7 protein-coding genes and 1 pseudogene are annotated in these 12,698 nt (G+C 63.2%); 2 read left to right on the forward strand and 6 right to left on the reverse strand.

From position 1 onward, the window contains the following. Both AC1DKD_RS33375 and AC1DKD_RS33380 read left to right on the forward strand, forming a co-directional pair. A partial coding sequence (locus tag AC1DKD_RS33375) for an MFS transporter (RefSeq protein ID WP_477144211.1) occupies window positions 1-1,016 on the forward strand: 1,016 nt, incomplete at its 5' end. A gap of 70 nt (window positions 1,017-1,086) precedes the next feature. After that, window positions 1,087-2,039 (forward strand): annotated as a pseudogene (locus AC1DKD_RS33380) (M20/M25/M40 family metallo-hydrolase). A gap of 95 nt (window positions 2,040-2,134) precedes the next feature. On the opposite strand, the gene AC1DKD_RS33385 reads toward AC1DKD_RS33380, so the two are convergent. From AC1DKD_RS33385 to AC1DKD_RS33410, 6 genes are all read right to left on the reverse strand, one after another. Beyond that, window positions 2,135-5,668, reverse strand: a complete 3,534-nt coding sequence (locus AC1DKD_RS33385) for an ImcF-related family protein (protein WP_477144212.1) — start codon at window positions 5,666-5,668, stop codon at window positions 2,135-2,137. A gap of 79 nt (window positions 5,669-5,747) precedes the next feature. Beyond that, window positions 5,748-6,035, reverse strand: a complete 288-nt coding sequence (locus tag AC1DKD_RS33390) for a PAAR domain-containing protein (RefSeq protein ID WP_441629787.1) — start codon at window positions 6,033-6,035, stop codon at window positions 5,748-5,750. Between the two features lie 106 nt (window positions 6,036-6,141). Then, a complete protein-coding gene (locus AC1DKD_RS33395) occupies window positions 6,142-7,407 on the reverse strand; it encodes a hypothetical protein (protein WP_441629752.1) in 1,266 nt (421 codons plus the stop codon). 85 nt (window positions 7,408-7,492) lie between these two features. Next, window positions 7,493-8,557: a T6SS immunity protein Tli4 family protein gene (locus AC1DKD_RS33400; RefSeq protein ID WP_441629751.1), complete on the reverse strand. Its 1,065-nt coding sequence runs from the start codon at window positions 8,555-8,557 to the stop codon at window positions 7,493-7,495. Then, a complete protein-coding gene (locus tag AC1DKD_RS33405) occupies window positions 8,554-10,110 on the reverse strand; it encodes an esterase/lipase family protein (RefSeq protein WP_441629750.1) in 1,557 nt (518 codons plus the stop codon). The genes AC1DKD_RS33400 and AC1DKD_RS33405 overlap by 4 nt, the downstream gene beginning before the upstream one ends. A gap of 65 nt (window positions 10,111-10,175) precedes the next feature. After that, window positions 10,176-12,647 carry a type VI secretion system Vgr family protein gene (locus AC1DKD_RS33410; protein ID WP_441629749.1) on the reverse strand — a complete coding sequence of 824 codons (2,472 nt, stop codon included), beginning with the start codon at window positions 12,645-12,647 and terminating at the stop codon, window positions 10,176-10,178. Window positions 12,648-12,698 lie beyond the last annotated feature (51 nt).

The raw sequence follows: 12,698 nt of genomic DNA on the forward strand, positions 1-12,698 counted from the left end.
GCCGCAAGACCGCGCTCACGCTCACCATTGCACTGATGACCGCAGGCACGGCGCTGATCGCGTTCACGCCTACCCACGCCAGCATCGGCGTGACGGCGACCGTGCTGGTTGTGCTCGGCCGCTTGCTGCAAGGCTTGTCGGCGGGCGGCGAGGTCGGCGCGGCATCCGCGTTGCTGCTGGAGTCGGCAAGCAAGCGCAACCGCTGCTTCCTGGTTAGCTGGCAGGCCGCCACCCAAGGCGGCGCCGCGCTGCTGGGCGCGCTGACAGGTGCTGCGGTATCGGCCCTGCTCAGCCCGGAAGCCATGCATGACTGGGGCTGGCGCCTGCCGTTCCTGCTAGGCCTGCTGATCGCGCCCGTGGGCATGTATATCCGCCGCCATCTGCAGGAAACGCATGAAGGCGGGCAGCACGGCGGCATCGGCGCGGTGTTCCGMGAGCATGGCCGCACGCTGCTGCTGGGCATGCTGCTGATGACCGGCTCGACTTCGTCGATGTACATCATGGTGTTCTACATGCCCACCTACCTGGTGAACACGCTGCACATGCCGCCCGTCACCGCGTTCCTGGCGGCGTGCATGGCCGGCCTCGCCATGCTGGTGGTGGCGCCCTTGTCCGGCCTGCTGGCCGACCGGCTGCCCCACCGCAAGCCRCTGCTGTTTGCCGGCGGGCTGGCATCGCTGGCGCTGGTGTACCCCAACTTCATGCTGCTCTCGTCGGGGCCGGAGCTGCCGCTCACCATGGCGCTGATCGGCGGCGCCGTGGCGCTGATGTCGGTCAGCAGCGGCGCCGGCGCCGCACTGATGATGGAGGCGCTGCCGCGCCACCATCGCGCCACCGGTATGTCGGTAATGTACAGCCTTGGCGTGACCGTGTTCGGCGGCTTCGCCCCGCTGATCGTCACCTGGCTGATCGCCGCCAGCGGCAGCAACATGGCGCCGGCCTGGTACCTGTTTGCCTCCGCCTGCATCAGCCTGAGCGCGCTGGCGCTGTTCCCCAGCCACCCGGGCCGCGACTGACGCGCGCCAGGATCGTCTTCCCCTCTTTCCCTCTTTCCCGATTCCACAGCACATCCAGGATCGTACTGTCATGACCCAGACTCCAGGCAATGTCCCGTCCGCCCTGAACGAATCCACCGCGCGCTTCGCCGAACTGCGGCACCGCATCCACGCGCATCCCGAGCTTGGCGCCGACGTGCCGCGCACCGCCGGGATGGCCGCCGCCCTGCTGCGCGAGTGGGGCTACGACGTGCACACCGTCGGCGGCCATGGGCTGGTGGCGCAATTGAAGGTGGGCAACGGCACGCGCAGCATCGGCATCCGTGCCGACATGGACGCGCTGCCGCTGCAGGAGCGCACCGGCCTGCCCTATGCCAGCCAGGTGCCCGGCCGCATGCACGCCTGCGGCCACGACGGCCATACCGCCACGCTGCTGGCGGCCGCCGAATACCTGGCCGCCACGCGCAACTTCGACGGCACGCTCAACCTGATCTTCCAGCCGGACGAGGAAGGCATGACCGGCGCGCTCGCCATGATGAACGACGGCCTGTTCGAGCGTTTCCCCTGCGATGCGTGGGCCAGATGGAAGCCGGCAGCACCTACAACATCATCCCGGAGACCGCGACGCTGAAGCTGAGCGTGCGGGCCACCGTGCCTGAGGTACGCGACCTGCTGGAAAACCGCATCCGCGAGGTGGTGACGCACCAGGCCGCCTCCTGTGGCGTGGCGGTGGACATCGCCTACGAGCGCCTCGCGCCCGCGATCTGCAATACCGTGGAAGCCACCGCCATCGCGCGGCAGGCCGTGGCCAGCGTGCTTGGCAGCGACAAGGTCATCCAGGTGCCGCCATCGATGCAGATGGGCAGCGAGGATTTCGCATGGATGCTGGAGAAGATGCCGGGCTGCTACTTCGCGCTGGGCAATGGCACCGGCGAGTGGGTCGGCTGCTCGATCCACAACGACGGCTACGACTTCAACGACCAGTTGATTCCGCTTGGCGCGGCGTGTTGGGTCGCGCTGGCGGAGGGGTATCTGCGGGCCTGAGCGCCGGAGCGCCGGGAACCCTGGACATCAAGGGGCAACGATGGAAGTTAGCCGGGAAGACTACGACAACTTCGTGAAAGACCCTGACCGCTTGCCTACTGACGTGGGCCCGGAGTGCCACGTGCCGCGACCCGCGGCTCCCGGCCCACGAAGATGCGCGATGGCAGCACGAAGCCCCGCAGGGCCAGCATCTCCAGTGGTCCCTGGCCGACCTCGGTACGCGTCAGGTAGCGCACCGGATAGGTCAAGTCCGCCATAACAGGCACCTTGGCGCTGCGCGCGGTCAGACTGTCGGGATCTTCGGCGAGGGTCTGGCCATGCCCGTCGGCCTGGTTCTTGGCGCCTGGCTCTTCTGGCGCATCTGGCCTCGCCTGCCACGTCAACTGGTAGTTCGCGCTATCGACCGGCTCGATGTGCGCCTGCTCCAGCATCCGCACCAGTCCCCAGCGGCCGCCGAACTCGTAGTTCTTGTTGGTGCCCGCCGTCTCGGTCTGCCACTGCAGCCGGGTACCCGGGTCCTGCAGGTTGTTGCCCGGCCAGGTCATCGCCTGCCAGGTCTCGCGCTGGTTGTAGTAGTGCAGCTTTTGCCCATCCAGCGTCAGCACGGTGTCGGTCAAGCCCGGGGTTGGGATCGGCTTGAACTCGAAGCGGTACCGGGGCTCGCCCTGCGCCAGCAGGTGCGCCGCAATGCGCTGCAAGGTGTTGATCGCGTTGAGGAAGGCGGGATCGAAGGACTGTGCCTGCCCGCCGGTGGCTGCCGGCAGCCACTGATCGCCCTGCAACTCGAGCACGCCCGCCAGTTGCGTGCCGAGGAACGCGCCGATCAGTCCGCTTTGCGGGCGCAGGAAGCGCGCCAGTTCGGGCAGCGACGCATCGTTGGCGCTGTCGGCAAACGGATAGCGTCCGGCGAACGAGCGGCCCCACGTCATCGCGATGYTGTGCCGCCAGGCCTCGTTAAGGCTGGCCTGCGCCGGTTGCAGCACCGTCTGCGTCGCCTGCGAGATGGGCCGCACGAACAGCGTCTCGCCCATGCCCGCCCACTGGCTGCCGAGGCTGGCCGCCATCAGTTGGGCATAGGCCTGGGTGTCGGCGAGTTCCGAGCCCTTGCCCTGGAACAGCGCCTGCGCCATTTGCCGGGCCTGCGCGTCGGCATCGGCGCTGTTGCTGACCTGCTGCAGGCGCAGACGCAGCGCCGTTGCGCGGTCGAGGAACCGTTGCAGGCTCAGCTCACCGCTGGTGCCCGCGTTGGTGCCAGCATTRGCGCCGGCGGCTTGGCCCTGTGCCACCAGCCGCAGCACCGGGCCAAAGGCCGCTCCGAGCGGTCCCGCCGCGTCCGGCTTCGCCACCTCGGGTGCGGCCCCCTTCTTGCCCAGCAGGTCCTGCGCCTTGGCCACCAGCGTATCGGACAGCGTGTCCTTGCGCGCGCCGGCGCCACCCTGGTATTCGAGCGACTTCATCAGCGCGATCACCGGTGACTGGCGCGCGTCGGCCATCAGCTTGAGTTGATCGATCGCAGCCGGCAGGGTCGGCGCCGGTTCCCATTGCAGGCTGTTCATGAAGCCCTGCCAGCGCTCCGCGTAGTCGGCAAAGTACTGCTCGGTCAACGCCGCCTGTAATGCTTCGGCCGAGCGGCTCGCCGTCTGCTGCTGCGGCTTGCCGTCGGTCAGCACCCAGTCATTGGCGATTTCCGTACGCTTGGCGGCCTGCTCGATTGCGGGAACCACGTAGTCCTCATAGGCCTGCCGGGTAAAGACGCCGGGAACGATGGCGGCGGTCCGCACCAGCCCCCGGGTATCGGTGCCGGCGGTCAGGGACGCCAGGGTCTGGTCCGGATACTTGCTGCCACCGTTCTCACCAAAGGCTTGGATCATGCCCTGGTAGACAGTGGCCTCGGCGTTGCGCTCCCCGATCACGGCCAGCAGCGTCTGGCGTGCGCCGGCGACCAGTTCTGGCCGCGGCTCGATGCGCCAGGCCGGGTTGGCCTGCAGGTGCTGCGCATGGAACTTGAGCAGCCGCTCCGAGAGATCCAACTGCTCGCCCGGGGTAATTCGGGCATCGGTGGACCAATGCTGCACCAGTTGCGGGGTCAGGAATGCCGGCTCGGCGCGCTCGGGGTTGGCCAGCATCAGGTAGGACTTGAGCGCCTGGTGGCCACCCAGCGCCACCCGATTGGTTACCTCATCCAGCACCGTGGTCGGCAGTTGCACGAGATCCACCAGGGACGCCTCCAGATCCCGCTGCACGGGCGCGACGAGCAACTCGCGGCTGGCCTGCGTGTATGGCTTCCACAGCGCGGCTAGGACCGCCGGATCGCGATTCAGGCCAAAGCGGGTCAGGGGTACGTGATGCTGGGTGCGGTACTCGTAGCGTTCGATTTGCTGCTGTAAGGCGAGGAGCGCGCGCAGGCGGGCGGCCGGGTTGGGGGCCGACCGGATGTCGTTCACGGATTGTTGGGCGGCTTGCAGGTCCCGCCCGTTCAGCACGCCGGACACCAGCATGCCGGCACCCCACAGGCCGATAGCCGTCAGGCTCAGGATTGAAAACACCGTGACCGGGTGCCAGCCGGTCCGCCGTCCGGGTTGACGGCGGGCCGCATCGCCCAGGTACTGCCAGAGCGGCAGGTCGGCGCTGGTCGGCGCGCTCGCATCGGTGGCGGCAGGCCGTGGATACGGCGCGAAGACAATGCCGCCGACCGGGATGCGCCGGCGCCGCCCGCCGTTCAGGCCGGCAATCCATTCGGCGAGCGCCTTGCCGCGCGTGTCGAGGCACTGGGAAAGCTCGCCCATGTAGCGGTCGCGCTCGTTTTGCATCAGTTGCGCGACGCTGCGCTGCAACAGGCGGTCCCGCACCACAAGCAGCGCCTTCTCGATGGCTGCCTCATCCGCAAGACGCGGCAGTTCGCAACCGATGACCGGCGTATTGCCATTGGCGAGCGCGTCCGTCAGGGCCACATCGAGCAGGTAGACCGGGGCGGACCAGCGCAGCACCTCGGCGATGCGCGCCAGGCCAATACCGTAGGGATGGGTGACACGACGCTGTGCCGGCAGGTCTGCCGTGCCGTCGGTGGTCAGGACCACGGCGTCCACCGGACGGCGGCGGCGTAGTTTGTAGAGTTGCTTGAGCCAGTCGGCGTCCGGCTGGCCATTCTGCCCGCTCTTGCTCCATAGCAGCACCGCGTCGGGGGTGATCAGCCAACCYTGTTCYGCCAGKTCGGGCARSAGKCGGGCRATGGCRGCRTCGTCGCCGGTGAKCARCAGCCAGGGCTGGCGATAGCGCCAACGAAAACCGTGTCGCTGCTGCAACTCCTGGCGAAATGGCCCCAGCAGTCTTGGCTCAGATCCCTTCCGGTCACTGATGGCGAGAATGCTCGCTTGCGTCGTGCCAGCCATCTCCGATTTCCGAAGACTTAACCACTTGCTCAATGTATGCAGGGCATCCCACCAGCGGCCCAGACGATCCAACGACGCGACAATCGCCAGCACAATGGCGCCAACAGCGACCACTGATAGCCAGAAGCTCCGCGCTTCTGGCGTCTTGATATCAGCGTACTCGCCCCACATCCAGATGGCACCGGCGAATACCAGTGCGAGAACGAGTATCAAGGTGAGGTCGATCTGCAGCTTCTTCATTGTTCGGGAGATACGTTCATGCCCATGCTCTGAACTCAATCGGGATACTTGATGCCCTCACGCCAGTCRCACGGCGTTCTCAGACATCCATGTAAGACGCGTGCTGCGACGGTATCAGTCGAGGGCTTGGATCACACCGGCAGACACAGAGGTCATCGCTCAATGCGGCTTGTCGCCCGTCAGGCCCCGTCATCGACAGGCGTGGCCCGACACAAACGATCCGTCCCATCGTTTTGCAGGCTGGACACCACACCGGATCGCCCTCATAAGCCTGCTCGCGATCTCCCACCTTGTCGTCCCCATCCCCACCTTCAACGGTTCCACCAGAGGTTGTCGAATCACCCCTCGTGATGTCGTAACGTCTTATCAAAATCAGCTCCTTGTTTGCCATCTCTCGGCCTGTATCGATACAGGAACCCTCTCCAGTTCGTGCCTTGGCGACTCCGTCGCAAAATCAGACGAATACTGTGCGGTCAGACTGGCTCAGTCTCGCGCGATACCGAACGCACGACCGCAGAATCCACACCGTCAGGCTGGCCAGCAAAGACGATCTGACTTTGGACGTCACCGGATAGCGAACCCGCAGCGCAGGCTATCGCGAGCCAGGGTGCCGCAGCGCCAGCATGCCCGACGGTCTGGTCGAGGTCTGTAGGCCGGACGGTCAGCCCAAGACGCATGGCAGCCTCGCGCAACACCCCCGCCTGCGTTGCATCGAGGCCTGTCTGCCAACCACCGGGAATGTCCGCGGCAGTGACATCGCCCCATTTCACGGCATGCGACAAAGCGCCGTCGGACTGGTCGAACGGACCGCGTACCGGGCGATGCAGGGTTGCCTCAGACACCACATGGAGCCGGCCAGCCTGTTCGCCTGGCATGAGAAGAAGAGCGGCTCCCGCTTCCGTCGCGCCGACGGGCGGCGTCTTGCTCAGCACCGGATACAGTTGAATGGCGACAATCAATCTCGCCTCGCGCCCTTCGCCACCAGCAGCCTGATCAAGCCAACTGTCGAGAACATCGAGGCCGGCAGGCTCAGTCTCCTCGGCGAGGCGCATATCTCGAAGTTGACGTTTTCGCCAGCATTCTTGCCAGAGCGCCACATAATCCTTGCGAAGCAATCCTCCCGACACCCATAGACAAACACTAAGATCGACCCGCGAAGGCAAGGACTGGATGCGGTTGGCAAGATCGTCAAGCAGTTCCGAATACAACCATCGCGTCACCTTGCAATGACGGCGATCATCTGCCTCCTTTCCACCAGGATCAAGCGGTACGCCAGGCACCACCAGCCAGCGAGCCTTTGTAGGAGCGCCGTCTCTCGCGATCGGCTTTTGCGTCTCCAGCCTGACAGTACCTGCCCTTATGGCGCCAGTTGCGTTCTCGCTCTGGTCCGACGAAAAACGATGGGCCGCGCCGAGCAAGGCCAAGGGACGCGCAGCCAAGGCGAAGACGCACTCGTTGTACCTGCGGATCACTTCGTTGCGCATCAGAACGTCAAGTCTGTGACCCTCATGATAGCTATACCGGAACAGCAATATCGACGCAGGTATCCCCACCGGGAACAGGATCAGGGTTGCCCAGAATCTCCACGTGTGCGTGGGCAGATGCTTCGGCCATGACAGGAGGATCACGAATGCGCACGCCAGCACCATGACGAGAAACACGATCGCCCAGACTGGCCGCGATGGAGAATTGCCGGGCTCCGGTTCTTCCTTCGGCAAAAGCGAGAAATCAACAGCCATGGCATCCCGCGCAGCGCGGACCGAGATTGGATTTCAGTTCGTTCACTGTTCTGTTCTCCTGTTACGTTACTGGCTTTGAGGGATGTCAGAATCCGTTCGGACGCGGGCGCAAGGTTCGTGAGACCACGTCCCATAGCGCAACGGCCTCGCCCTCGGTCAGCGATGCCTTTTCGATAGGATCGCGTAGCACTCTATTCTCAGATCCAGTATCCATTTCCAAGATGACCAAGGGCGCTTGCGCACTGCCGATCCTGGAATTCGCCTCCAGCGCCAGATGGTGTCCAGGCACACCTCGCGTGGTTATCCCCGCCATCAGCCATTCCTCTGCCGGCAAGCCAGGCAAGTCCACCGGCCCCATTCGAATCGTGCGGCCCTCTCTTTCCTTGAGCGCCGCGTTGATGCTGTCGCCACGTTGCAGCAGCGTGGTTTGCTCTCGAATATCGGAATTCGTCTCCAGACCGACACTAACGTCGATCTTGTCATGCAGCACGAATTGGGTCCAAAGGTTTTCCGTGGCACCGGCCTTGCCCGGCAGGAACCCACCAAAAAAGCACACCCCGGGCTCGGACGGAATCTCACTTTCCGGACGGCCACGCACACGTTTCAGCAGGTCGAATACGCGGGCGCGCAGTTCCGGAACGATGTTCTTGGGAGTGATTAGCTCGACAAGCGAGTCGTTGGTTTGATCCGGGTTGGTGTAATCCCACCCCTCCGTTCTCATCTTGATCTGAAAGCCCCGGTCCCACTTGTAAGCTTCGATGACCCGGCTGGCTGGATGAGCAAGAACATCGCCCCGATGAATGAAATATCTTGTAGCTGCACCCGACACCTCACCGCTTGCATACAGGAACGGGTAAGCATCGGCACTCCTGGTACCTTTCAACTCCGCTTCGCGTGAGGTGACCTCCCGCTGAAACTGATCCTCCGGCATTGCCATCGCCTCAAGAGGAATCTGGTCCACCGTGAGGTTTCCAAACACAAACACATCAGCCGGCATGTCAATCAGGTAGCGTCCCACGCAGCGCGGACCGAGATTGGCTGTTAGTTCGTTCATGGTTTTTCTCTCCTCTTGCGTCAATGGCTTGGGCGGATTGCAGGCTGTCAGACATAGCGCGAAACATGCGATGGCCACCACGGTTGCTTTCTTCATGACTTGTAGGCCATCGAGGTCTTCGCAACGCCACAGGCAATCTTGGTGATCGCCCAAAGGGCAAAAAGCTGTTGGGACCTGTTCTTGTATGCACCTTCGTGATCGACGCCCGGATATGGCACACAAGCCTTGACTCTTCGGCCTGGGGCGGCGCCGGATCGGATTGGTACCGTGCCATCTCCGTTCTCGCCGGCCCCCTTCAAAATGAAGCTTGTCGCCAACGGTCTGCCGCCAGTGTGCTGGTGCACTGTCTGTTCGCCCTTCCCCGGATCGTGCAAGACCTGTCCGGCCGCGAGATCGTCAACTTTGGGATACGCATCGAACAGCCGGAGAGCACTGGAGATTCTCCGCTCCCAGACCACGTCGCCCCATGTCTTATGACCTGAATCGTCTCCATAGAATGCGTAAGTGGTTGCGTGGTACTTCCCACTGATCTCCGCTTGGAATACTTTGACTTGACGCTCAATAAGATCCACAAATCCGATCCAGTCCCGATCAATCGTCGCCTTCTTCGGATCCAGCGGATTGATCAGCTTGTCATCGCAAAGGCCCCACCACTTGCCGCGGACGGTATAGATCTCCTTGTACGGGTCTGCCTTGGGCAAGCCGACAGTACTCTTTCCGTCCTTGAGCTTGAGCCAACCCATCCCGTACTCCGGGCTGGGCAACAACTGCAGGGGCCCGGGTGATTGCGCGAACACAGCAGTCATCTCCGCGGCGTTGGCGCCCAAGACGATCCCTTCCGGCATCTCCGTGCCGGCCTTCACCCGTTTATAGGCTGTAGCCGAACCCGTGGCGGGCATTACGCCGTGCACGATCCCCAGCACGTTCTTGTTGCCACCCATCAGTTCGGAGTAGTAGCGAGATACCAGGCCGCCCATCGAATGCGTCACGATGATCACGTAGTCGCACATATAGCCCTTGCTCCGGTAGTACGCCATGAACTCCTGGATCTTCCCGTCCAATCGCTTTGCAGACTCTGCATTCGATTGGAGCCAGTTGTAACCTACGGCATGCAAGGGGAGCTGGTATTTATAGGAGAGTGCCACCTCATTGTGGGTTAGCAACTCGACGCCAGGTGCATTGGCCACAAGGGTCTTCATCAGGCGCGCGCGCTCGCCCGTCTTGCACTGATCGGCGTCGTTGAGCGCATTCTCGAGCCAGGGTAGAAACGTGCCATAGCTCATGAAGCCGACCTCACCCCACCCGCGGCGCTTCAGTTCGGCATCGTTCTGGCGCGTGCCTTGCGGGATGGCTCCATCGGCATAGACCTGGGTTTTTTTGGGATCAAGGATCCGCTTTCGTGTATCCGGACCTCTGTTCGCCCACGCCTTCGAGACACTCCCCTTCCCGTTTACGAGCCACACGTGTTTTCCGTCATCACCCATCAAGTTCGTGCCCATCACACCTGGCACAAAGATCACGGGTATGATCCTGTCGGGCACCATGTGACATACGGCAATGCTGTCGTCGGACGGCGACATGACGGACGAGTAGTGCACCGAGCCATCATCGGCTATGGAGGGTGGGATAACGCGTTCAACGGTGGCCATACGAAGTTGCTCCGGTTTGCTTCTGCGTGATTGTGGTTGTGAGGTGCACTGCGCGCCAACGCGACTCATTCCGGATCGATGCGCAGGCGCAGTCCATCCACGAAAAGACTCTTCTGCAGCCCCGTCTTTCCTTCGGCATCGGTGGTGCCACGGATCACACTGCCGTCTTCGCGAATGATGGAGAACGTGCGATTGCTGACGGGCTGACCATCGAAGGGCCATCTGAGCATGTATTGCTCATCAAAATTGGCGTGCTTCCACGTATTCATCGATTCGGCGAGCGAAGCCGGCCCCTGACGGCTGTACGCGGCCGCCTTGATGGTCCGGTCACCGCGCGTGCCGTCCTCAATGCCCGTCGACGACAGGCGAAGATAGGAGCCACCGCACTTGAGCAGCAGCTCCTCCCTGGCCTCGATCACGACGCACCCGTTTGCACTGCTGATCGTCATGTTCTTGTCCGACAGCAGGCGCATCTCATCGCTCTGCGCCTGAATCTCGACCTTGCCCTTAGCAGCAAACAGCTTGATGCCGAGTTTCTGCGCGAACACGGACACCAGTTCGCCCGCCGCAACCGTAAAGCGCTTGAGTACGCTGATGTCGGCATGACCGCCAGCGGTGGCGATCAGGTTTTGAGCGGCCGTCAGTTGCAAGTCGGCACCCGAGGCCAGCGCCAAGCCCGCCGGTGCGCTGACAAGTATCCCGGCCTTCTTCAGCGCCGTCAGCGTATCGTTGAGCAAGGCTTTCTGCCGGTTGTAGTCCGCGGCCACCGCTTGTGCCGCGTTGGCGGCCGAAGCCAATGCTTCGCTCTGCTGAAGGGCTTGCTGCAGCAGGCTCTGCGCTGCCTCCATATCGAGTTGCTGACCGCCGGCGTTCGGCTGGTCATCCGCCGAAACGAACAGCCCCTTGCCGCCGCGAATCGCGCCCCAGCCAGAAGTACGCAGCTCGAACCCTTCGCCGCGCTTCTTGCGTTCGCCGTTGACCATATGCCCCAGGGTCAACTGGCTCTTGCCCGAATGCTCGGTGGAAAGCTGTACGTGTTCCTCGTCCTCCCAGTCTTCCAGTTCGACCTTGTTGCCGCTCTGCGTATGGATGACATTGCGCGACTGCAAGCGGTCCTGGTTGGTGATCAGGTCGACATGCTGGCTGTTGTGATGGAAATGCGCGATATACGGCTTGTTCGGATTGCCGTCGTGGAACGCAATCGCCGCCTCGGTCCCATCCAGCGCCGGGAAGTGAAAGCCCGTCCGGTGAGCCCCGGCAAATGGCTTGGCCGAACGCAGCGGTACGCTCTCGCCGCCTTTTGGCCATTCATCGAAATCCAGGTCGAAGCGGACCGTGTAGTGGCCCACCTGCGTCAGGTAGGCGTACTTGTACTGGCCCGGCGAGGTGATGCGCGCGCTCAGCGTGCCGTGGATCCGCGCCCATTTTTCTTCATGCAGCGGCAGCCGGAAATGCCGGTCGGACGGGATCGCCTTGTAGGTGTTACGGTAGGCCTGGTCGCGCGCGCCGCTGTGCCTGACCTCGATGATCACCTGCCCGTTGGGCGCATCCGGCAGGACCTCGTCCATGCGCAGGATGCGCCCCGAGTGTAGAGCCCGCACATTGCTCGCGCCCTCGTAGACCACCTGCCAGGCGATTGCTGCCTCGTGGCGCAACTGGGCCTCCCATTTGGCGCCGTCCTTGTCCAGGTGATGGCTCCCAAAGACATAGGACTCGCCATAGGTCGTCTTGCCCTTGCGGGCGATGTTCGCCTCGGCATGGATACGCTCCCAGGACTGCTCGGGGTTGTAGTCCGCGACGCGGACCGATTCCGGCACCGTCTGCGCGCGGGTCTTGAGATCGGTCACAGCCTCGGCGCCAGACTCCAGCCCCGCGGTTTCGCGGAAAGGCACCCGCAACTCCGGCAGATAAATGTAGTGGTCGATGTCGTCGCCAAATACCACCATCTCGCCGAACTTTCCCAGGGCGAAGTAGCTGTAGAGCCCTTCCTGCTCCATCAACAGGCGGATGTAGGCCCAGTCGGACATCTGGTACTGGAGGCGGAACTTGTGCTGCGGATACTTGCGGCGCGTCTTGAAGGAAAACTGATGACCTTTCAGGTCATGTCGCCGCAGGATTGCCTCAATGATCTGCGGGGCGGTCTGGTGTTGATAGACGCGGCTCGCGCGGGTGAGTTTCAGCCGTGCGACGAGCGGCTCGACCACGATCTCGTAGCTGCTGAAGTCATGAGTCTGCTTGGTCTGGCTGAAGCGCATGATGCAGCCTGCAAACTTGCGCGGCTCCGTCCCGTCTCCGGGATCGATCAGGAACGTCGCGTCCTTGCCGAGATAGTCGGCCCGCTCAAGCGGCAAGGGGTGCGTCAGCTGGATGGTGACGGTATAGGGCTCGCCCATGCGCTCCACCGCTTCGAATGACACCACCGACAGCTCGGCGGCGCTGGCCGTGCCGGGCACCTCGAGGAAGTAAGCCTGGCACCCGGTCAATCCCTTGAACGGCGCACTGCCGTATGTCCTCCGTTGTTCATCCGGATCCGTCATGGTTTCCGCTCCGTTGTCGGCGTGATCGATGCTGACGCAGGACTTTAAACG

The sequence above is a fragment of the Cupriavidus sp. 05T313 genome (assembly GCF_056396665.1).